The sequence below is a fragment of the Heyndrickxia camelliae genome, assembly GCF_002844575.1.
In the GTDB taxonomy this organism is placed as follows: domain Bacteria; phylum Bacillota; class Bacilli; order Bacillales; family Bacillaceae_C; genus Margalitia; species Margalitia camelliae.
On sequence record NZ_PIQO01000018.1, the window covers coordinates 19,108 to 42,497 of the forward strand.

A 23,390-nucleotide genomic window follows, 5' to 3' on the forward strand; every position below is an offset into this window, starting at 1 on the left:
GTGAAAGCCCCCTCCTATTTTTTAAAGGTAAAGCATCTTGCAGGATTATCGATAAAAAATTTATGAACTAGTTTCTCCCCATCAAAACCTTGTCGGTTGGCATCGTCAATAAAGCGCGGCACCCATTTTGCAATTATGTATTCTAGCCCGAGGCCGAAATCATAGTGCTTATAGTAGGTTTTTCTTGCAGTATCGCCGCTTACCAGAATTTGATCTTCATACCCTTTTTTAACTAGCTCTAAAATGCAATGAATGCGTGTGCTTTCGGGTGCATATTTTATTTTCGCGATTCCATCAAAGCTTAGGAATGCACCTGTCCTGGCAATTTGTTCATGGTAATATGGATCCGGATTACGGTCCATATGGCCAAAACTCATATATTGGAGGTCGATCCCTTCACTTCGCAAAAGTTCAATTTGTTCGAGTCCCATGGTTCCGGCTTCTGTATGGGAGTGCATCGGAGCTTTTGTTTCATGATGAGCACGAGCAACGGCACGCAATGTTTTTTCTTCTAAAGGAGTAATGCGGTTATAGCCCGTTCCAAATTTGACTTGTCCCGCTTTAAAAGGTGTCCCCTCTAATCCATCTTCTATTTCACGAACAACAAATTCTGTTAATTCGTTGACGCTTGCACGATCAATCCATTCAGCATAAGTATGATAGTTTCCGATAATTGGTCTTAATTCTTCTTTAATTTTTGCATCCCATAGAAAGCTTTTATTAAATCCTGCTGTTCCTACAATATGGATATCCAATTCATCGGAAATTTCCTTAACCGCTTGGACATCACGGCCATAGTCAACAGCAGTAGCATCCACAATAGAACGCCCACCATGGTTCTTAAAGTCTTGAACATCTAATTTTGATTTTTCCTTATCATCAAGTAATAGGTCGTCTGCTCCTCTTTCTGCCCAGTAAGCCGGGCGACAAACAATATGCTCATGGGAATAGGTAAAACCTAATTCCTCCGGTTGGATATCACCTTTTAACGTACGAATAAAAGCCATGTTATCTTCCTCCATCTAATGTGAAATTAAAATAAATAAGTAAAGGGCAATGACAAGGCCCTTTACTCAAAAACAAGCTTATAAGATTAAAAGAGTAAATGAGCAAGTGCCTTCACAATTGGCCCGAGAATAAACATGTCACAATCGGCTGCCCACATTGCCGTATCAGGTATAGTAGATGAAACTAAGTAATGAACCATGATATATTGTCCCCAAGCAACAACCGTTGATGTTACAAATCCCCCAATCAGTGCACCACGTACACCGCCGGTAGAATTTCCAAATACCCCTGCCGTTGCTCCATGGAAGAACAATACAATCATCGTAGGAACAAACACATAAGAAACGGTATTTCCAATAACCACTAACCAAATTAATGCACCAAAGAATGCTCCCAGAAATCCAAGAATAACTGCATTAGGAGCGAAAGTGAATACGACTGGGCAATCCAGTGCCGGTACAGCACCGGGAACTAGTTTCGTTGCAATACCGTTAAATGCAGGGACAATTTCGCCAATAAACATTTTTACCCCTAATAGTACAACCGCAATACCACCTGCAAATGTAAACGATTGAATGATAGAATACATAGGGAAGTTTTGCCCTGCGGCTTGTTTAATTAACGCGTGAGATCCGGGTGTTCCCTTTAAAGTGATAATAATAGCACCCACTAAAAACAATACCCCCATTGTCAAAGCGGTGATTACATTAGAATCCCTCAAAAACTCCAGACCTTTTGGTAATTTGATTTTTTCCGAGTCATTTTGTTTATTACCAAGAACTTTTCCAAGTAAAGCAGAGAGTATCGCAACAATTGCGGAAGTATGACCTAACGCAATAGCATTCCCACCAGTCACTTTCCTCATAAATGGTTGAACGAGTGCCGGTTGGAAGGTCCAATAAAAGCCCATAAAAATAGATAAAAAAATGACTAATTTTACTAAGGATACATGGCTGGCTCCCACTGTTTCTACAATAATTCCTGCAAAAATAGTGGTAGTCCAAAACATCATATGACCTGTTAAATAAATATATTTAAACTTTGTAAAACGAGCTAATAATACGTTGATTAAAAATCCCAGAAACATGGCTAATGTCACAGCAGAACCAAATTTTAAGTTAAATGCAGTTTGACCCATAAACTGACCTAGGCTACCTGCCTTTAAACCAAATACCTCTGCCCACATTGGCTGGAATATATTTAATGCACCAGTAATAATCCCCGCCCCGGCATTGATAATCAAAAATCCAATCATCGCCTTAAATGTACCAGTTATTGTTTGACTCGTTGTTTTTTTCTGCAACAATAATCCTACTAGAACAATAATTCCGATTAGAAATGCCGGTACACCAAAGATATTATTTGCAATCCAAGTAAGTACTTGCATAGCTGTCCTCCCCGTAAAAGATATTAGTTAAAATGGCTTTCTAAAGCCTCTTTAATTTCATTTAAATCAAAGTAATTGTTTACAATTACTATTTTGCTAGGATGGCCTGATAATGATTCGGCCAATTCATTACTTGTAATAATCAAATCAGGTCTTTCACTCGAGGCACTGGATACATCCGTATTATCTACGTCTGCCTGAATTCCTAATTGGCGTAAAACATTATCTACGTTCATACGTAAAATTAAGCTTGTTCCTTGTCCTAATCCACATACACATAAAATTTTCATGATTCCATTCCTCCTAATAATTGTTCCATTTCCGTATAAGATGTTATATCCATTAGTTTTTGAACGTTTTCTTGATTGTTTAATAGAGTCATTAATTTTTGCAATATCTCTAAGTGTTCATTACTGGATGATGCTCCAAGAGCAAATACCAACTTCACCGGGTCATTAGAAGCGCTTCCAAAAACAATCGGGTTTGCTAATTGTAAAAAGGAAACAGATGCTTCTATTACCCCATCTTCCGGTCTTGCATGTGGAAGTGCAATTTGTGGAGCAAGGACAAAATATGGCCCATTTTCATGATAAGATTGAACCATTGCATCCACGTAACCTTCCTCTACCAATCCTTCCCCCACTAGCAATTTGCCGGCAGCACGGATTGCCTCATCTGGAGAGGTAACATCAACGTTAAATTCTACAAGATTCTTTTCTAAAAACTTCATTACTGATTCCCCTTACTGTTGATACAACTTCTCCTACTTAGAGTAGGCAGTAACTAGATCAAATATTTCTTCTGTAGATCTGGCTAATAAGACTTTATTTAGATTTTCCGGACTGGAAAACATTTCTGTTAGCTGCGAAAGTGCCTTCAAATGTGTCTCCCCATCTATCGCTGCAAGCACTATCACAATTTGGATATCATGCTTCCTACTTTCCGAAAACGGTGCTGCCTTTGATAGCTTTAATAGACTCATACTCAGCTTTTTCACCCCATCTTCCGGGCGCGCATGCGGTATGGCCACTTTCGGAGCAACTACAATATATGGCCCCATTTTATTGATACTGTGTATCATGGCTTGAACATATTCTTCTGATATTGCTCCTTCTCGAAGAAGAGGTTCTGATGCCATTCGGATAGCATCCTTCCAATCTGATGCTTCTTTTTTTAATTGAATATACTTCATTTGCAGGATGCTGCTTAAAGTAGGCTTTCCTATCTCCTTTGCCACTTTTTCAGGTTTATAAAGATATTGTTTCAACTCCTGCTGTAATAGTTCCTTATCAAGAATAGTTGCATGTTTTTGAATGATTTCCATTAAAACATCAATCGAAGAACTTTGTTTTGAACTATTATCGAAATATACATTAACTTTTTTTAATAAGCTTTCCATTTCACTTTCCGTTAAAATGGGATTTACAACAAAGACAGGTTTACTTTTTTCCTGCAGTGGAATAGTAGAAATAATAAAATCGGCATCATACTGATTCCTTTCATATTCCCTCAACGAGACACTGCCGATTAAATCTATCGTGGAAAAAAGCCCCTCTAATTGATGCAAGAGCAATCTGGAAGTTCCCACACCATTTGTGCAAACAAGCAAGGCTTTCTTTCTTTGGGCAGGCTTAGCTCCAACTTTCTGCATCCATCCCCCAAAATGCATCGCAATGAGGGCTATTTCATTCTCATTGACTTCTTTTCCGACCACTGCTTCCAGATGTGAAATAACTTTTTTGGTTAATAGAAAAATATCATGGTATTGTTCTTTAATAGATATGGTCATATCGCTTTCAAATTCCAAACCATAGCGAATTCGGTAATAGGCAGGCTTGATATGAAGAAGAAGGCTTTTTTCTATTTCTTGACGATCCTTAAAGAAGACACAGGCATACTTTTGAAAGTCTGTAACCATTTGCGTAACAACTTTCACTAGAATTTCACTACCGCTATTGACAATTTCAATATCCTCTGAAAATTGAACCCTTGAACTTAACAGATGCTTCGTAATATATAAAATTTCATCTTCAGGGAAATCCATTTCAAAAAGTGCTGAAAGTTTATTGCCAATTTTTTGAGCAGCTTTATATTGTTTGGTATCTCTAAGTACTTCTTTTTCAATTGGGTCAATTATAATTTTCTTACCTTGGGAAACCCTCCTGCAAAATAATAAAAGGCGAAAGGAAAGACTGTATAAAATTTCATCGGTAAATTGTATATTTAATTCTTGCTCACTTTCTCCTACAATTTGTTGAACCGCTTTCATTTTTTCGAAGGCAAATTGGTTTGAGCTTTTGTTTAAAATCATTGGGATTTTAGATAAAAGCGATTGCCAGTTTTCATTCGGCAACACATGTTGAAGGTAATGTACTATTGCTTTTCGTTTATCCTCTTCATTCCCGAAAATCACATATCCAGATTTCCTTTCGAATTCCAAGGTTAGGTTAAACCGAATCAACTCTAACTTTAAGCCCTTTAAATCCTCAATCGTTGTATTTCGGCTTACTCTTATTTTTTCCATTAGATTTTCAAGATACAATGGATTATCCCGCGCCATTAGATAAATAGCCAACCATGCTTTCCGTTCCCTTGCGGAATATTCATAATGCCATGTTCTTAATGTCCCTAACTTTCTTGGAACCTCTTTTGCTGTTTCCTCATCAATAAGAAAACCTGTTGAACGCACGTGTTGAATAGGTAATAAATCATTTTCTTTTAACCAATCATTGATTTTACCAATATCGTAATAAACCGTCCTTCGGGAAATACGATAATTCTCAACCAATTCCTCCACCTTTACATAAGTTTGAGCCTTGATTAAATACGAAAGTATTGCAGTACTTCTTTGATCTAATGACATTAGATAAATACCTCCCTTGCACCCAAAGTTTGTGCAAAAAAGTATTTTTATTCTTTTAGCAATTGCTTGACTATACTATACCTCTATATGTTAAAAATGTAGAGACCAAATATCCCCATTCATTTTGTGCAAATAAGGGATGAAATATCGTCCGTCTTTTTGTGCAAAATTGGACTTAATACGGTGCGCTCTTCTCCTTTATTCTTTAAAATGAAGTTGTTTTCGGAACTACTTATAAATTAGTAAATGGTAAAAACCATCCCTATGGCTGTGATGTTGAACAGACATACGCTCCGCTATTCACCGTACGTAAAAACCGAGTTTAATAAGGTTATTTATGCATTTAACAGAATTACTGTCTCCATATAGCAGAAACAATTGATTTCACAAAAGGTCAAAATAAAAACGCATGGATTTTTTTACGATCCATGCGTTACTGTATAGTATTTAAACCACTGCGATAAAAAAGAACTTTGCCTGAAGTTTAGTATACCTTTCCAACAACAATATTAAACCGTTGCTGTTTCTCTTTCTACATTACTGGACTCATTTAAAGAATCGTGTAAGGATGTGGTTTCACTTAAACCAAGAGCCGCAGCTGTTTTAGTATGAATTTCTTCGATAAGTTCTGGGTTTTCTAATAGTGATAACCCATAAGATGGAATCATTTCTTTTATTTTTGGCTCCCACTCTTTTAGATGTTGCGGGAAGCATTTTTTAATTACATTAAGCATGACCTGAACTGCAGTAGAAGCACCTGGAGAAGCGCCCAGCAGTGCAGCAATTGTGCCATCAGCCCCGGTAATAACTTCCGTACCAAATTGAAGTGTTCCTTTGCCGCCTGCTTCCGTATCCTTAATAACTTGGACACGTTGACCTGCAACTACAATATCCCAATCTTCACTTTTAGCGTTTGGAACAAATTCTCGTAACTCTTCGATACGTTGTTCCTTGGATAACATAAGTTGTTGTACAAGATATTTTGTTAATGGAATGTTTTTTGCACCTGCTGCCAACATGGTGAAGACATTATTCGGTTTCACAGATGCAATTAAATCCATATTGGATCCTGTTTTTAAAAACTTTGGTGAAAAGCCGGCAAAAGGACCAAATAATAATGATTTCTTATTGTCAATATATCGTGTATCAAGATGCGGCACTGACATTGGAGGAGCACCAACTGCTGCTTTACCATAAACTTTTGCATGATGCTGCTCTACAACCTCTTGGTTGTTACATACTAAAAATAAACCGCTTACTGGGAATCCCCCAATATGTTTACTTTCAGGGATACCAGTTTTTTGCAATAAAGGAAGACTTCCACCACCAGCACCAATAAAGACAAATTTTGCAACATGGCGTTCAATAATTCCTCTGTCATTTCTTATCTTCAATTCCCATGAGCCGTCACTAGTACGCTTAATATCCTTAACCATATGTTTGAATTTTATTTCAACATTTTTACTCTCTAAATGGTCGAACAGAATACGTGTTAAAGCACCAAAGTTTACATCTGTTCCTGAGTCAATTTTTGTTGCTGCAATCGGTTCCTTCGATGTGCGCCCATCCATTATAAGCGGAATCCATTTCTTTAATGTTTCCGGGTCATCAGAAAATTCCATACCTTGGAATAAAGGATTATTCGAAAGCGCTTCAAAACGTTTTTTCAAAAACTCTACATTCTTTTCCCCTTGCACTAGACTCATATGTGGCAATGGCATGATAAAATCTTTAGGATTACTGATTAGGTTTTTATTTACAAGATAGGACCAAAATTGTCTTGAAACCTGAAACTGTTCGTTAATATTTATAGCTTTGCTAATATCAAGGGATCCATCAGGTTTTTCGACAGTATAGTTTAGCTCGCAAAGTGCAGAATGCCCTGTTCCCGCATTATTCCATTCATTAGAGCTTTCCTCTCCCGCCCACTCGAGCTTCTCAAAAACAGTAATATTCCAATCCGGAACTAATTCTTTCAAGAGTGTTCCTAACGTAGCACTCATGATTCCGGCACCAATTAAGATAACATCTGTTCTAGTTCGTTCGTTGCTCATTTTTTTCATCCTTACCCTAAGATTTGCAGAAAGGATGCAGGCTATCTGCTTAGGCGTCACAGCAAGCCATGGCGCGACCTAGTCACACACCTTTTCTGCATCAATTATAATTTAATTATAGTATATCACTATTATTAATAGTTTAAAATATTTACGATTATTTGGTATTTATAAAGCTGTTAAATTTTGAAAAATTACATATAGTTCCATACAAAAACTTCCTATTCATTTTTTATATATAATTTTCATTTTCCTCTTGCTATATCTTTAATATGTGTTATTATAAAAATTGCACGAATTGGAAAGCTACTATTCGAAATATTTGAGTCTTTCCAAGCAGATAATTTTTGACCACTTCCCTTCAGGGAGTTAAGGCCATACGGACAGCCGGGTCAAATGCCGATCGGCAACTTTAGTTGCCTTATTGATTGAGTTAGAAGCTCAAATTTTATAAGTTGGTTACTTTACAACCAGTGCTATTGCACATCAACTTGTGAAACGGTCAATAAGAGTGGAAAAAGTAATTATTTGCTATATAGACTCTGATCTTATATTGATATATTCCGAATATTAAAAGGCTTTCTTACAAAAGTGCCATTTTTTTATTATGGATAACCTATACTTTTGTTATAGATTCTTTATGCTTTTTAATGATGTGGATTATATCGAAGCAAGTGTGATGCGCTGATAATGCGTTTTTGCACTTGCTTTTTTGTTTGAGTAGATTATGGCAATCATCCTTTTCCTCCAAAGATCGCTGACAGTTACTCTGTGTGAGTTGGAGTGCTTTGGGAATTTGTTTTAAAAATACTTTTTAGATAGGAGATAGAAGAATGGGAAAAGCTCTAATAATTGGTTGTGGCGGTGTGGCTTCTGTTGCGATCCATAAATGTGTGCAAAACAGCGAAGTTTTTGAAGAGATTTGTATTGCAAGCCGTACAAAATCTAAATGTGATGAATTAAAGGCTAAATTAGATGGCGGCAAAACGAAAATTACAACCGCACAAGTAGATGCGAACAATGTTGATGAACTTATTGCATTAATTGAACAAGTAAAACCAGATATCGTTATGAATCTAGCATTGCCTTACCAAGATTTAACGATTATGGACGCTTGTCTTGCAACAAAAACACATTATATGGATACAGCAAATTATGAACCGGAAGATACAGCAAAATTTGAATATAAATGGCAGTGGGAATACCGTGAGCGCTTCGAAAAGGCTGGAATTACTGCCCTTTTAGGCAGTGGTTTTGATCCTGGTGTGACAGGTGTATTTTCAGCTTACGCACTAAAACATTACTTTGATGAAATTGAATATATTGATATTCTTGACTGTAATGGCGGAGATCATGGATATCCTTTCGCAACAAATTTCAACCCTGAAATCAATATCCGTGAGGTTTCTGCTAACGGAAGATATTGGGAAAACGGCGAATGGATTGAAACAGAACCAATGGAAATCAAACGTGTTTACAACTTCCCTGAAGTTGGCCAAAAGGATATGTATTTGCTTTACCATGAAGAGCTTGAATCCCTTGCTCAAAACATCCCAGGACTTAAGCGTATTCGTTTCTTCATGACATTTGGCCAAAGCTATCTTACACACTTAAAAGCACTTGAAAATGTAGGAATGACTTCTATTGAACCGATTGAGTTCGAAGGAAAACAAATCATTCCGCTTCAGTTCTTAAAAGCTGTGTTGCCAGATCCAGCAACACTTGGACCGCGTACTGTCGGTAAAACAAACATCGGTTGTATTTTCAGAGGGAAAAAAGACGGGCAAGATAAGACTTACTATGTATACAATGTTTGTGACCATCAAGAATGCTATAAAGAAGTTGGCTCTCAAGCCGTCTCTTATACAACTGGGGTACCTGCAATGATTGGAGCTGCAATGATCCTAACAGGAAAATGGAACAAACCTGGTGTATATAATATTGAGGAATTTGATCCAGATCCATTCATGGAAGAGTTAAATAAATGGGGACTACCATGGGTAGAAGACTTTAATCCAGTGCTAGTTGATGATGAACCTGTTCAAGAAAAAGAACCGGAGCTAGCTCGCTAATATGAGGTTTGAAGAATTACCAACACCTTGTTATATAGTCGATGAAGAACTCATCGAAAAGAATCTCAAAATCCTAAATGGAGTCATGCAGCGTACAGGAGCCAAGATTGTCTTGGCACAAAAAGCCTTTTCTATGACAACCATGTATCCCCTTATCGGAAAGTATTTAAGTGGTACAACGGCGAGCGGACTATTTGAAGCACGTCTGGGCCACGAGGAGATGGGCAAAGAAAATCATGTCTTTGCCCCTGCCTATCGTGAAGATGAAATCGATGAAATAATTTCAATTTGTGACCATATCATTTTTAATTCCTTCTCACAATTGGAGAAATTTAAACATAAAGCTCTTCAAGCAGGCAGAAAGGTTGGTTTACGCATCAACCCAGAATGCTCCACACAAGTTGGACACGAAATCTATGATCCATGTTCACCGGGTTCTAGATTCGGAGTAAGACTGGAAGATTTCCGTCCCGATTTGCTTGATGGTGTTTCAGGATTGCACTTTCATACTCTTTGCCAGCAGAACTCTGATGATTTAGAAACTACTTTGAATGCAGTAGAAGAAAGGTTTGGCCAATGGCTGCCACAAATGGAATGGATCAATTTTGGCGGTGGTCATCATATTACAAGAGAAGATTATGATATTCCAACCTTAGAGTCCTGCATTAAGAGAATGCAAGAGAAATACAACTTAGAAGTATATCTTGAACCAGGAGAAGCCGTTGCGCTCAATGCAGGCTATCTCATCACCTCTGTCCTTGACTTCAATAAAAACGGTATCGATATTGCCATACTTGACACATCAGCAACTTGTCATATGCCTGATGTTCTAGAAATGCCGTATCGTCCACCGCTTTTAGGCTCAGGTGAACCTGGTGAAAAGGAATATACTTATCGACTCGGTGGGCAAACTTGCCTTACTGGTGATGTTATTGGAGATTACTCCTTCGATCAGCCGTTGCAAATCGGAGACCGATTAGTTTTTGGAGACATGGCTATTTATACAATGGTAAAGACCAATACATTTAACGGGATGGCCCTACCAGCCATTGCAGTAAAAGATAAAAATGGTGATTATAAGGTCGTACGTGAATTTGGTTACCAAGATTTTAAAATGAGACTAGCTTAATAGATAATTGAAATCAATCAAAATTCCCCAAGCTATTTAAGAACCAGACTCTACTAATATGAGTCTGGTCTTTTTATCTCTTATCTTTTTTTGCGGATATAAAGTAAGTAACGTCGGAATTGTTCCACGTGAAACTTGCCTTTTTATTGCTAATAAATAAGACACCTATTAAAGGTGTCTTATTCTAACCATATTTAATCCCTTTCCAGTAACTCCGCACCAGCAATTCCCGGATGCGTCATTTCATATGGATCTAATATTAAATTTAACTCTTCTTCTGTTAATACATCATATTTCAAACATAGTTCTCGGATTGGAGCACCGCTTAAAATCGCCTCGCGAGCAATACGAGCCGCTGCTTCATAACCAATATGCGGATTAACTGCAGTAATAAGTCCTGCACTCTTCTCCACATACTCTTTCAATCTTTCTTCATTGGCTTTTATGCCTTTTAAACAATTATCTGTAAAAGTGCGGAAAGCATTATTCATAATGCTGATAGATTGCAATAAATTAAATACGAGCACAGGCTCCATGACATTCAACTCAAGCTGTCCTGCTTCGGAAGCTAGGCAGATTGTATGGTCATTACCAATGACCTGGAATGCCACCTGATTAATTACTTCTGCCATTACCGGATTCACTTTTCCAGGCATGATGGAAGAACCAGGTTGCCTTGCTGGAAGGTTGATTTCCCCTAGACCAGCTCTTGGACCAGATGCCATCAAACGCAAGTCATTAGCGATTTTCGACATATTCATCATGCAAACCTTCAAAGCAGCAGATACCTCTGTATAGGCATCTGTATTTTGGGTAGCATCAACAAGATGCTCGGCTCCGATTAATGGCATCCCACTAATCTCTGCAAGATGTTTTACCACTAATTCGATATACCTTGGGTATGCATTTAAACCAGTTCCAACGGCTGTTGCTCCCATATTCAATTCATATAAGTGCTGACGAGATTGTTTAATTCGTTTGATGTCACGGCTAATGACGCGGCTATAAGCTTCAAACTCCTGACCAAGTCGAATCGGCACAGCATCCTGAAGATGGGTGCGTCCCATTTTAATGACATGATTAAATTCTTGAGCTTTTTCCTGAAAAACGGCATGCATATCTTCCATCGTAGCTAGTAAGTTTTCCAAAAGATTTAACACGGCGATGTGAATCGCTGAAGGAAATGCATCATTAGTTGATTGGGACATATTAACATGAGTATTAGGGCTGCAATGGAAATAGTCGCCTTTTTCTTTTCCCAGCAATTCAAGAGCTCGGTTAGCAAGGACTTCATTCACATTCATATTAATGGAAGTTCCTGCTCCCCCTTGAATGGGATCGACGATAATTTGATCATGCCATTTCCCTTCTATCATTTCATCTGCAGCCTTCACAATTGCCTCTCCAAGTTCGGGATAAAGACGCTTAACATCCATATTCGCAAGCGCAGCAGCTTTTTTTACAATTGCCATACCTTTTATTAAATCTTCGTGGATTCGATAACCTGTGATTGGGAAATTCTCAACAGCCCGTAGTGTTTGGATTCCATAATATGCCTCAGAAGGAACTTCCTTTGCACCTAAAAAATCCTTTTCTGTACGCGTTTGACTTTTTGTAATTGACATATTGTTCGCTCTCCTACTAAGTAAAGGCCAAAGCTGGTCGTATTACTCTATTTTATTTGATGGTTGAGCCCTAATTTCAACTGGTAATTAGGGCTCAAAGGAAATAAAAATTAGATTGCTACTATCTAAAATCTTTCGGAATACGACGGGACACTCCTGTTAAGATAGCAGCTTGTACAACAGCATGTCTTACTTTTGAAACGACATGTTCGTTAAAAATACTAGGAATTATATATTGCTCGTTCAATTCTTTGTCTGTTACCACTGAAGCGATTGCTCGTGCAGCTGCAAGCTTCATTGGCTCATTTATTAGAGTTGCCCGACAATCAAGAGCTCCACGATAAATGCCAGGGAAAGCTAACACGTTATTAATTTGGTTTGGATAGTCACTTCGTCCTGTAGCAAATACTCTAACATGTTCAAGCGCCTCTTCCGGAGAAATCTCAGGATTAGGGTTCGCCATTGCAAAAACGATTGGATCTTCTGCCATTTTCTGAACATCTGCAGCAGACAAAATGCCACCTCTTGATACACCAATAAATACATCCGCATCTTTAATAACGTCTTTTAAGGTTCCTTCTTGCTCTTCTACTTGATCTTGCTCAGCCAGCCATTGCCACATTGGGTACGGATATGTTCCGCCCTTTACAATTGCACCATCACGGTCAACAGGAACAAGACTCTTTACACCAGCATTGATAAGCATTTTACAAATGGCTACACCTGCTGCTCCGATTCCATTAACTACTACACGTACGTTTTCCATTTTTTTGCCGACAACCTTTAAGGCATTTAAAAGACCTGCAACCACAACTACTGCTGTACCATGTTGGTCATCATGGAAAACCGGAATATCTAACTCTTCCGTTAACCGCTTTTCAATTTCAAAACATCGAGGGGAACTGATATCCTCTAAATTTATCCCGCCAAAAATAGGGGCTATATTTTTTATCGTTTGGATAATTTCTTCGGTATCTTGTGTATCTAAACAGATTGGAAAAGCATCCACATCTGCTAATTGCTTAAATAACATCGCTTTCCCTTCCATAACGGGCGCAGATGCAAGTGGCCCTATGTTTCCAAGACCGAGTACCGCACTCCCATCGGAAATAACCGCGACAGTATTTCTTTTAATGGTTAAAGAGTAAGCCTTCTTTGGATCTTCATTAATAGCGGAACAAACACGAGCAACACCTGGAGTGTACACCCTTGATAAATCATCGCGATTTTTAATAGGTATCTTAGATTTAATTGAAATTTTCCCACCTAAATGCGCAAGAAATGTTCTATCTGATACGTTGATGATCTTAACACCTGGGATAGCTCTCAGATGTTCAAGGACCTGTTCCTCTACTTTATCACTTACTTCAATTGTGATGTCACGCACGGAAGATTCCGTACTAGAACTAATAACATCAATTGATACAATATCTCCGCCTGCTTTTCCTATAACAGAAGCGACTTCACCAAATGATACATTTTTTAATTCAACACGAGCCACTAAATTATTGTAAGCCATTGCTTATCTCCTTTTGACATTTTTTCTAAGGCATCCTCTATTTAAGAGAGACACTTATCCATCATAAGTCAGTTCTACATGAACTTTCTTATTCTTGGTACTAGTGTACAACATTGTACCAATCTATAAAACTTCTATTTGATTTAACCTTCAAGTACCCTATAGTTAGAATCACTTTCTATTGATTTATTATATAGGAATTTCCTCTTTGGATAAACAATATACAACGCTTTCATTATACTACTAAAATAAAACTTAATTGATAGTTTTTTGTTATTAAAAAATGTTAATTATTGCACGGTTCTATTTGGCAGAACACTAACTAGATAGTTAGTAACCTTTTATAGCTTATTCATTTTTTTTACAAAATAACGCTCTAGCTGTTGTTTCATTCCTTCTTTATTTTCTGCAAATTGTTTATGGCGATGACCATTTCCTCCAGATGGGTGCGGGAATCCTCTTAAAATTAATTCATGATCTATATATCCATTTTCAGCAAGATACAATAGTACCTTCGAAACATTTACACCTAATGGAATGATAAGTGGATTGTCCAAAGCCAATAATTCCTTTGTAAATTGTTGCAGGATATATTTCTTCAGTAATTCCGACTTTAACATATTTGGGGTAGAACCATTATAATTTTTTCCTTTATAAAAAACAGGATAGGAAAGAATCGATACCGTATGAACGAAGTGATTCGCTTTACCAAATAACTCACTTGTAGAAGATAAACCTAAATGATTCTGTAATTGAAGTTCATCCAGCATGGTGATTAAATTTTTCCTCATCGGACCAGAAAAGCTAGCTTGCTTCTTTACTTCATGCAAAATTTCCTCATCGGACCATTGATGATTAGCGCTCTTTACCGCTGAGAATGCCTGTTTCATTTGATACCATCCAGGTGTAATACCGACAATAACTATTCTTGCTTCTTCATTAATATAATCAAAAGGTGCATAGTAAACCTCAATCTTCTTCTTTTCATCTTTCTCCAGCAGAAAGGTTTTACTCTTTAATGTTTCTTCATTAAGAACCTTTAAAGAAAATATTAAATTCTTATACCGATTAAATTTTGAATGTCGGACGATTGCCACTAATAATCCTCCAGTATACTTATTCTTTGGCTTTCACACTTTTATATTAATCAAACAGATTAACAATTATCAGCTCAAAAATGATTGAATGGATTTAGGTAATGTCCGAAAGAATAACCCTTTATATTTAATGTCGAACAGACCAGCAATAAATATTATTATTAATAAAATAAGAATCTTATACTTATTTGAAATTAATTTCATCCGTTTACCCTCCATAAAAAACGTTTATTTAATTACTTATTCTTCAACACTTCTGCAAGTTCATATAAGGAATCGTACTGTTTAATCTGATAATACCGTCCTTCCTTCTGTAAGTATCCTTTCTCACAAAATTGGGTTAGTACATGCAATAAGTGACGGTAGGATACGCCTAAATAATCGCAAACCGTGACGTGTTTCTCTTTATAGATCCCATCATCAGCTAATTGCAAAATAAAATCTGCAAACCGGTTTTCCAGTGGGAAGGCGAGACTTTGTGAATATCTTGTTGCCATAAGTGTTGCCTTTACGCTTAAAAACTTGGTTAACTCGCGCAGAAATTTTGCATCTTCCATTAATTGCGTACGACAGCTAGAAATTGGTAAAGCAAAACAAATCGTCTTCGTTGAGGCTTGAATTCCCTTTGTATAGTAAACCTCATTTAATAATTCCATTTCCCCAATGTAGTCATTTGCGTTGATAAAATTAATTAAAGAAACCTTCCCATTCTGATGTGTGACATATATTTTTGCTTTTCCCTCTATTACATAAAATAGAAAATTAGGTCTCGTGCCTTCTTGAATAATCCATTCATCACGTTGATACTCATGCACTTCCATAATTTCTTCCACGGGCAAAGAAAACAAATACGCAATAGAGTACTTTTCCATATATAATCGCTTTTTCTCACCTGTGTAAATTTCCATCATCCACCTCAAAAAATATGAGATATCTCATATTATTCTCTCGTATCTCCATGATAACATGCAAACAATGGAGGGATATAGAAATGAACACACATCGCTGGATGAGTATGCGGTTTTTTAGTTTTTTCATGACATGGGGTATATTTCTTCCCTATTGGACGGGATGGATGATTCATACAAAAGGATTGACTGTGTCACAAGCTAGTTTGATCATGAGTCTCGGCTTGGTTGCAAGAGGCGTTTCCACCTTATTTGCATTTCCAAATCTATCGGGGAAATTCAGCAGTAAAGCCTTATTAAATGGTGCAGGAATTGGTACGCTTATCGCGATTTTATTTTATATTCCAACCGCTTCCTTCACCGGCCTACTTATCATCACATTAGTATTTCACTTTTTTTATCCTGCACTGATGCCAGCTTTAGATAGTGCTGCTGGTATACTTGTACAAAATAACCAATTGACACATTATGGGAAAAGCCGTCAGTGGGGATCCATTGGTTTCATCTTGGCAGGCATGATTTTGTCTGTCTTTACAGGGATGCTTGGAGATAAAGTGATTTTATGGGCGTTTTTACTTGGTACAGTGGTATCAGTATGTCTTGGCTTCATGCGCGCACCTGCCATTCTATCTTTGAAGCCGACTAAAGAACATACACAAAAGGGTAGTATATTCAAATTATTTCATATTAAATACTTTGGTTTGGTACTTGTTATAGTAATCTTAATGCAAGCGGCACATGCTTCGTATTACAATTATGGTTATCTCTATTTACAAGAAATCCATGCACCAAAATATTTAATAGGTGCGATTATTAACATTGCTGTGATCGCGGAGATTATCTTTTTCTTCATAGCAGATCGGAAGTTTCAAAAATTTTCAGTGGGCTCCCTGCTTGCGTTAGCAGCAGCAGGTTCTTCCCTACGTTGGATATTAGTATTCGCCTTTCCTAATGTAATTGTTTTCTCTTTCGCGCAAACTTTGCACGCATGCTCCTTTGCTATGGGGCATTACGCTTTTATGAAATACCTAATTAAAAACATTTCACCTGCGCAGATTCCGAAGGCACAGGGCATCTATTCAGCACTGGCTCTTAGCTGGAGCACCGCTCTGTTTACGGTTTTCGGCGGCTATTTATACGAGATCGAGCCAAGATATGCATTTATCGGAATGATTGTTTGTACCATTCCAGCAATGCTGCTTGCGCTTGCATATCGGAAATTGGAACTAAGAGAGAAAAAGTGATTTCTATATAGGACTTTATAAAACAGAGAGGCTATGATGAAGAAAGTTTTTAGAGCAAACGTCACAATGCTTTAAAAATTTTATAAATAGGAAAATAGCTGTGAATCTTAACATTCACAGCTTTTGCCTTCCATTTGAAGACAATTATAATTGTATTTTTTCAACAAGCTGAAATCTACTAATTCAGTAATCCAATCCCAGAAAAAGCTTAAAAATCTCTATTAATTGTTTCCACATAATGGTCTACACAATTGGCCTTTCAAAAATAAAGACAGAAACAGCCATATCCTCTTCAATCTTTGCATCCGAAAATAAATGAATTAACTTGGAACCCACAAGCTCTTCCATTCCTTCTGGCACCTTCTCTTTATATACATCCCGAATCATTTCGGTTCTAGCACTATGAATTACTTTTTTCCCCTCTTGGGATTGTGAAATAAATTTTTCCGTTGGAGTTAAAATACCGTACATAGTTGTAACAGCCATATTCTCCACAAAATGAGTAAAAACTCGTTCTGGCCCCTTTCCAAAAATATCTTTTCGCATTTTTCGTACAATATCATTAAACATAGTTTCCTTTTTTCCCATACTCTTGCCTCCTAACAGCCAAATACTATACAGCACAATTTATAAAAGGATTGCAACTTTTTCTTGTGTTTTTTTAGAGAGGAGTATAATGAATATTGCTTTTACAAATTTTTCAAAATGGGATTCTAATAAAGTATTTTGTTAGAGCTCTATTTACTATACCCAATGGATTGATTCATTAGTAGGGATTGCTAATTCATTACTCCATCATAAGAAACACCTTATTCAGAGGTTTTCTTGTGGTGGAGTTTTTTATTTGCTGGGGAAATTGGAAATAAACATATTGGAGGTTTTTTTAAGTAATGTCTTGGCTAGTCTTACATTTTATCGGAATTATTTCATATGCGGCAAGCGGAGCTTTTGTTGCACTTGAAGTAGAATATTCTTTTGTTGGGGTATATGCATTGGGATTAACCACATCCTTTGGTGGGGCACTCTTTCGAAATTTGATTATTGGTCTCCCAGTTTCAGATTTGTGGGACCATGCAACCATTTTAACCGTTTTATTAACACTGAGTCTCATCGTGTTATTACCTCTAACATGGATTAATCATTGGAAGCAGCGGAGTTTATTTTTTGATTCTATTGGGCTTGCCTCCTTTGCTCTGCAAGGAGCAATGTCGGCCAAAGAATATTTTGCCGATGATTTAGGTATCATGATCTTAGCATCGATGTTTACTGGCGTAGGAGGTGGAATGATTCGTGACATAATGGCGGCTCGAAAACCTCTTGCTTTAAAAGAGGAAATTCATGCAATATTAACCATTCTATGTGCTATATGTATTTGGCTCGGTTGGAGCGACCCTCTTCAATTGACAATGATTGTCCTAATAGTCATAGCCTTACGTATGTCAGCTATCCACTATAAGTGGCGGCTTTACTTACCATCTAAAAAGCGCGGGTAAAACCGTGGAGAATTTAAATGGACGAAAAGCAATAGAAAAATTAATGTATAAAAAAAACGAATAAAGATTTTACAACTAAATGTAATGGTTACCTATAATGCTAAAGTTAAAAGCTAGACCAAGATATAGCCCAGATTTTTCAACTGGGCTATATTTTCTTTTATAGGATCAAAATTCCGAAAAATTAGTGTAAGTCACTGTATTTCACAAAGATTTGGCTATTTCTCCTCGTTCGCAGGAGTATCCTTTGTTTCCATCGACCCAGATGGACTTGGCTTCGAGGATTCTTTCGCTGCCATATCCTCAATGACCTGTCCTACGGTAGTAGTAGTATTAAGTTTATGTTCGGGAATACGTTGGTTTTTCACCTGTTTTCCCCTCCTTTCCGTTTTATTTTCTTCTTTTTACTATGAGATATTCTTTTACCTGATAATTCCTTTATAGATTCATTCAAACAAACATTCTTCTGGTGAAACATCAATGAATCCCTCAATACTTGGCTGCCTCAGCGCACGACCTTCTGTCCACTCGGCAAATTTTACTTTTACTGTCTTTTCTGGACGTACCCAGGTGGCATCTGCATGGCGCTGCGGTTTCTTATAAAAAGGAACATTTTCCATAGTGATTTCTTTTAAATCTTTCGTGAGCTCTTTCCAGTCGCTTCCTGTCATCTTTCCCGTCCCAGTGTGTCCCACATAATGCAGTTTTCCATTGGAATCATATAGCCCAAGCAAAATGGAATTAACAGTATCATGTCTTAGTGTAAAGCCCCCAATCACCGCGATAATATCCTGGAAGTTTTTCACCTTGAGCCAATCTCCTCTTTTCTTACCAATTACATAAGGGGAACCGATTTTTTTTAGCACAATGCCTTCCAATGCTTGTTCTTTAACTGCATCAAATAAGCTACGGGTTTGGCTAATGGAAGGAACCAGTTGTATTTGCTTATTGGGAGTGATGATATGAGATAGTATTTCATTCCTTTCACGGAACGATTTGTCATATATCCACTTGCCGTTCCAGTAGATAACATCAAAAATCATATAAATAATCGGTACAGATTCGGACACTATCTTTATGCGATCAAATTTTCTTAATCCATCTCGCCTCATTACCCGTTGAAAAGATGGTTTACCATTTTCCCCTAAAGAAATTACCTCACCATCTAAAATCACGGAACGACTGCTGCAAAACTCACTAATTTTGGTAATCTCAGGATAATGCATTGTTCGTTCATTCTTTTTGCGATTATATAGTCGCACCTGGTCATTATCTGCATAGGTAAGGACACGGACACCATCCCATTTCACTTGTGCGATCCATTCCTCTCCAGTTGGAATGGTTGTACTAGAAACTTCTCCATCGGTAAAATAGGCTCCAGATTAATCACTCCAATTTTTAGATTGACTGCTTTCACAGATTGTTGTTTTCACATTGTTCTCATCCCTTGGTTTCGGAGTATCTTTTCTTAAGATGATGATGGATTTTTAACCAAAGTAAGAACGGATATATGGTTATTTGTCACCAAAAACAATACAGTTTAAGAAAAGAACCTGTAGGTAATACATAGTTTTAGCAATATCGATTGAAAATATAGAGAAAAAACGGGGGGCTTTTAGGTGGAGGAAGTTGTTGTGGAAGGTAAAAGGATTGTAATTACTTCACCAGACAAAATCATTTGGGAGACGCAAAGGATAACAAAAATGGACTATATTCACTATTTAATAAATATGTCGCAATATCTGATTAAGCATGCAAAAGATAGACTATTAATGATTTGGCTTTATCCAAATGGAATAGCTAACAAGAAAATTGAAAAAAGATCTGTTCCTGATTCTGCACCAGAATGGATAAGCCAGATTTTCTACAAAAACAAGGAGCGAATGTTATTAAATGATACTGCGACATTAGTTTGGGCAGCAAACTACGGTGCTATTGAATTTCATGTTCCGTTTGATTGCTATAATAATCCAGATTTCCCCATGGAAATGGTATTTGATTTAGATCCTCCAGATGATAATAGTTTTCATATGGTAATTGAAGTGTCTTTGAAACTGAAGGATGTTCTTCAATCCCTGGGTCTGCTATCTGTACCAAGAACATCTGGTGCATCTGGAATTCAAGTTTTTGTGCCAATTGAACCGAAATATACATTCGAACAAACAAGAAAAATAACTAACTTTATCGCGAAGTATTTTCAGGAACAAATGCCAAAGCAGATTACCCTCGAAAGAGTTGTTTCTAAAAGAGGAAACAAACTTTATTTTGATTACTTACAGTTATGGAAAGGGAGAACCGTGCCCGTCGTATATTCTCCAAGAGCAAAATCATGTGCAACCGTTGCGACCCCGCTGACCTGGTCTGAATTAGAGAATGGTATTGAACCTACAGAATTTACTATTTTAAATATCAGGAGAAGAATAGATGAAAAAGGGGATTTATTTAAGCAGATAACTACAGAAAAACACAATCAATCCCTTCGTGACATTCTAAGCTTTATTGAAAAAAACTAGTGCAGCTTTCATTAGTCCAATATACAGACCCATTTTTCATATACAAATTTGAGTACATATCGGACCTTTACTTCCCTTCCTTTGAGCAAAGCAATTGTGAACAAATATAAGGTCACCTTTTAGTGACCTTATATTAGGCACATTTGTTATGATTCTAAAGCCTCAATTAGTTTCTTTGCGGTACTTTCACTGGACTGAGGATTTTGGCCTGTTACTAATTTGCCGTCTCTTATAGAATGGTCTGTCCACTTTTGAGAAGCAATGAAATTTGCGCCTTTTTCTCGTAATTTGGATTCCAATAGAAAAGGCATATGCATATCTAATTTCATTTCTCTTTCTTCTTCATCGGTAAAGCCAGTAACCTTTTTCCCTTTTACAATTGGTGTTCCATCCTCATAGGTGGCATTTATTAAACCTGCAGGACCGTGACAAACAGCTGCAATTACTTTATCCTCTTCAGCAAATTGTTGTAACACATATTGTAGTGCTTCACTATCCGGAAAATCGAACATAGTTCCATGACCGCCGGGCAGAAAAATGGCGTCATAGCCTTTTCCATGTTCTTTGGTTAATTTCTCCGTACTTTTCAGTTCGGCTTCTGCTTCTTTCCAATTTGGTTTTTCCTCAATACTATTCGGATCGAGCGCCACTTCTCCACCGCTTATACTTGTAACCTTCACATCATATCCTTTTTCTTGAAAGACTAGATAAGGGACCGCGAATTCTTCCAACCAGAGACCTGTTTTATGATCATCAGTAATCGTAGTATGGTTTGTTACAACCATCAACACTTTTTTTGACATAATAAAACCTCCTTATGACGGTATACATATAATTTTTATAAAAAGTAACCACAAATCTCATTGCCCCTTTATTTCGTTGGAAAAGACGGTGAATATTGTTTAGGAACAACAGTTTCCTTGTTTAATTTAGCTGCAGCTTCCAATGTCCAGTATGGATTTCTTAACATTCCTCTTCCTACTGCTACTAGGTCTGCCTCCTCATTGCCAATTACAGCATTTGCTAAAGATGGTTCGTCTAGTCTTCCAACTGCAATAACTGGTGTATTCAGTTTTTCTTTAATCTCTCTAGCAAATGGTACTTGATATGCCGCATGTGTCCCAGGTCGTCCATGGGCTGCTATTTGTCCTTCTCCACCTGCACTAACATGAAACATATCTACACCGGCTTCTTTATAAATTTTCGAAAACTCAACACTTTCCTTTAATCCGTATCCGCCTTCCACATATTCAATGGCCGAAATACGCATTATTAATGGCATTTTACTTGGCATTACACTTTTCGCTGCTTGAATGATTTCTTTGCCAAACCTTGTTAAGTCTTGCCCATATTCATCCGTCCTTTTATTGGTGAAAGACGATTGAAATTGATGGATTAAGTAACCGTGAGCCCCATGAAGTTCAATGGCATCAACACCCGCCTTTACTGCACGTTCAACCGCAGATTTGAACTTATGTACCATTTGTTTGATTTCATCGATTGTAAGTTCTTTTGGAGTTTTTGAATTCTCATCAAATGGTATCGGGGATGGAGCAACAGGAACTTCAGCATCCTCCGCTTTACGTCCCGCATGGGCAATTTGAATCGCCACTTTTGCACCATGTTGATGGCAGGCTTCCACAATTCTTGCAATCGCCGGTACATGGTCGTCCGACCATAATCCTAAATCATAATCAGTGATCCTCCCATCCGGATCCACATCAGTCATTTCAATAATAATCAATCCTGCCCCTCCAATGGCACGGCTAACATAGTGGACATAATGCCAATCTGTTGCGATACCATCTATATTGGTAACGGAGTATTGACACATTGGAGGCATAACCACGCGGTTTTTTAACTCTAATCCTTTCAATTGAAAAGGGGTAAATAAATCCTTCATAGAAAAGTCTCCTTATATTATGATTTAAATTGCAAAGATAAATGTTAAAGATTCTACATAACCTCCTAACACAATCTACTGAAATAGATTGGTTTTGTGATAACCTTTTCAAGCCGACATTCACTCTAAAGTATTAGTACTAAAATCTCCGCTTTTAGTATTTTATAAATTTATAGGATAAACACAAGAAATTTAACCCAATGAATAATACGGGGGAAATTTCGGAGGGTTCACTCTGCTTTTCCTGAATATCCTATTTCGCTAAAACCTTTGCGTTTTACAATGTTAATATCTATTTCCTTATAGCAACTACTGCAATCTTTTGTTTTACCTTATTGTCTTCACTTCTTTTAGTTCAAACTTCAATAAGTGGTTAGTAGCTAACAGAGTATCGTCTTTAAATTTCGAATTCGATTGTTGACAATTTGACCATAATGTATTATCGTATCACTAATTATATTCATATATTGAATAATGCAATGAAGAGGAAGAGTAATTAATCACTCGAATCTTAGAGAGCCCATATTGGTGAAATTGGGTATTCGGGCTTAATGAAAGAAGCCTCGGAGCAGTTG

At 37.3% G+C, this 23,390-nt stretch carries 20 protein-coding genes and 1 other annotated feature (1 of these 21 running past the window's edge); of the genes, 5 read left to right on the plus strand and 15 right to left on the minus strand.

All coding sequences use genetic code 11. The annotated features are described in order from the left end of the window. Positions 1 to 14 precede the first annotated feature (14 nt). The 6 genes from CWO92_RS18885 to CWO92_RS18910 form a co-directional block, all read right to left on the minus strand. A complete protein-coding gene (locus tag CWO92_RS18885; RefSeq protein WP_101355770.1) occupies positions 15 to 1,007 on the minus strand; it encodes a phosphotriesterase family protein in 993 nt (330 codons plus the stop codon). A gap of 86 nt (positions 1,008 to 1,093) precedes the next feature. Next, positions 1,094 to 2,395 carry a PTS ascorbate transporter subunit IIC gene (ulaA, locus tag CWO92_RS18890; RefSeq protein ID WP_101355771.1) on the minus strand — a complete coding sequence of 434 codons (1,302 nt, stop codon included), beginning with the start codon at positions 2,393 to 2,395 and terminating at the stop codon, positions 1,094 to 1,096. A gap of 23 nt (positions 2,396 to 2,418) precedes the next feature. After that, positions 2,419 to 2,685 (minus strand): PTS sugar transporter subunit IIB, encoded by a 267-nt coding sequence (locus CWO92_RS18895; RefSeq protein ID WP_101355772.1) that lies wholly within the window; start codon positions 2,683 to 2,685, stop codon positions 2,419 to 2,421. After that, positions 2,682 to 3,125, minus strand: a complete 444-nt coding sequence (locus CWO92_RS18900; protein WP_101355773.1) for a PTS sugar transporter subunit IIA — start codon at positions 3,123 to 3,125, stop codon at positions 2,682 to 2,684. The genes CWO92_RS18895 and CWO92_RS18900 overlap by 4 nt, the downstream gene beginning before the upstream one ends. 33 nt (positions 3,126 to 3,158) lie before the next feature. Next, positions 3,159 to 5,258 carry a BglG family transcription antiterminator gene (locus tag CWO92_RS18905; RefSeq protein ID WP_101355774.1) on the minus strand — a complete coding sequence of 700 codons (2,100 nt, stop codon included), beginning with the start codon at positions 5,256 to 5,258 and terminating at the stop codon, positions 3,159 to 3,161. Between the two features lie 509 nt (positions 5,259 to 5,767). Then, the gene (locus CWO92_RS18910) at positions 5,768 to 7,348 is read right to left on the minus strand and encodes a malate:quinone oxidoreductase (RefSeq protein WP_268877606.1); all 1,581 of its coding nucleotides are present in this window, start codon (positions 7,346 to 7,348) and stop codon (positions 5,768 to 5,770) included. 797 nt (positions 7,349 to 8,145) lie between these two features. Here CWO92_RS18910 and CWO92_RS18915 point away from each other — a divergent pair. Together CWO92_RS18915 and nspC are read left to right on the plus strand one after the other, a co-directional pair. Continuing rightward, complete coding sequence (locus tag CWO92_RS18915) at positions 8,146 to 9,384, plus strand: saccharopine dehydrogenase family protein (protein ID WP_101355776.1); 1,239 nt, start codon at positions 8,146 to 8,148, stop codon at positions 9,382 to 9,384. A gap of 1 nt (position 9,385) precedes the next feature. Further along, a complete protein-coding gene (gene nspC / locus CWO92_RS18920; RefSeq protein ID WP_101355777.1) occupies positions 9,386 to 10,513 on the plus strand; it encodes a carboxynorspermidine decarboxylase in 1,128 nt (375 codons plus the stop codon). A 194-nt stretch (positions 10,514 to 10,707) separates the two neighbouring features. Here the strand turns inward: nspC and aspA are convergent, their stop codons facing one another. The 4 genes from aspA to yeiL all read right to left on the minus strand — a co-directional run bounded on the left by aspA (position 10,708) and on the right by yeiL (position 15,662). Then, a complete protein-coding gene (gene aspA / locus CWO92_RS18925) occupies positions 10,708 to 12,138 on the minus strand; it encodes an aspartate ammonia-lyase (protein WP_101355778.1) in 1,431 nt (476 codons plus the stop codon). 121 nt (positions 12,139 to 12,259) lie between these two features. Then, positions 12,260 to 13,657, minus strand: a complete 1,398-nt coding sequence (locus tag CWO92_RS18930) for an NAD-dependent malic enzyme (protein ID WP_101355779.1) — start codon at positions 13,655 to 13,657, stop codon at positions 12,260 to 12,262. 341 nt (positions 13,658 to 13,998) lie between these two features. Next, positions 13,999 to 14,754 carry a uracil-DNA glycosylase family protein gene (locus CWO92_RS18935; protein ID WP_101355780.1) on the minus strand — a complete coding sequence of 252 codons (756 nt, stop codon included), beginning with the start codon at positions 14,752 to 14,754 and terminating at the stop codon, positions 13,999 to 14,001. A gap of 236 nt (positions 14,755 to 14,990) precedes the next feature. Continuing rightward, complete coding sequence (gene yeiL, locus CWO92_RS18940; RefSeq protein WP_101355781.1) at positions 14,991 to 15,662, minus strand: transcriptional regulator YeiL; 672 nt, start codon at positions 15,660 to 15,662, stop codon at positions 14,991 to 14,993. Positions 15,663 to 15,745: 83 nt separating this feature from the next. Between yeiL and CWO92_RS18945 the strand changes: the two genes are divergently transcribed. Continuing rightward, the gene (locus tag CWO92_RS18945) at positions 15,746 to 16,906 is read left to right on the plus strand and encodes an MFS transporter (RefSeq protein WP_101355782.1); all 1,161 of its coding nucleotides are present in this window, start codon (positions 15,746 to 15,748) and stop codon (positions 16,904 to 16,906) included. Between the two features lie 243 nt (positions 16,907 to 17,149). On the opposite strand, the gene CWO92_RS18950 is transcribed toward CWO92_RS18945, so the two are convergent. Next, a complete protein-coding gene (locus tag CWO92_RS18950; RefSeq protein ID WP_101355783.1) occupies positions 17,150 to 17,494 on the minus strand; it encodes a Na-translocating system protein MpsC family protein in 345 nt (114 codons plus the stop codon). 302 nt (positions 17,495 to 17,796) lie between these two features. Here CWO92_RS18950 and CWO92_RS18955 point away from each other — a divergent pair, with 302 nt between their 5' ends. Next, positions 17,797 to 18,399 (plus strand): trimeric intracellular cation channel family protein, encoded by a 603-nt coding sequence (locus tag CWO92_RS18955; protein ID WP_101355784.1) that lies wholly within the window; start codon positions 17,797 to 17,799, stop codon positions 18,397 to 18,399. Positions 18,400 to 18,617: 218 nt separating this feature from the next. On the opposite strand, the gene CWO92_RS25580 is transcribed toward CWO92_RS18955, so the two are convergent. Together CWO92_RS25580 and CWO92_RS18960 are read right to left on the minus strand one after the other, a co-directional pair. Then, entirely contained in the window at positions 18,618 to 18,767 is a 150-nt protein-coding gene (locus CWO92_RS25580; protein WP_158176775.1) for a hypothetical protein, read from the minus strand. 78 nt (positions 18,768 to 18,845) lie between these two features. After that, positions 18,846 to 19,709, minus strand: a complete 864-nt coding sequence (locus CWO92_RS18960; protein ID WP_367593496.1) for an ATP-dependent DNA ligase — start codon at positions 19,707 to 19,709, stop codon at positions 18,846 to 18,848. A gap of 309 nt (positions 19,710 to 20,018) precedes the next feature. On the opposite strand from CWO92_RS18960, the gene ligD reads away from it, so the two are divergent. Continuing rightward, positions 20,019 to 20,912, plus strand: a complete 894-nt coding sequence (ligD, locus tag CWO92_RS18965) for a non-homologous end-joining DNA ligase (RefSeq protein WP_101355785.1) — start codon at positions 20,019 to 20,021, stop codon at positions 20,910 to 20,912. 146 nt (positions 20,913 to 21,058) lie between these two features. On the opposite strand, the gene CWO92_RS18970 is transcribed toward ligD, so the two are convergent. After that, on the minus strand, positions 21,059 to 21,715 hold the full coding sequence (locus CWO92_RS18970; RefSeq protein WP_101355786.1) for a type 1 glutamine amidotransferase domain-containing protein: 657 nt from the start codon (positions 21,713 to 21,715) through the stop codon (positions 21,059 to 21,061). A 68-nt stretch (positions 21,716 to 21,783) separates the two neighbouring features. Then, complete coding sequence (locus tag CWO92_RS18975) at positions 21,784 to 22,815, minus strand: NADH:flavin oxidoreductase/NADH oxidase (protein WP_101355787.1); 1,032 nt, start codon at positions 22,813 to 22,815, stop codon at positions 21,784 to 21,786. Between the two features lie 470 nt (positions 22,816 to 23,285). After that, positions 23,286 to 23,390: a binding site (T-box leader), on the plus strand (it continues 134 nt past the right edge of the window).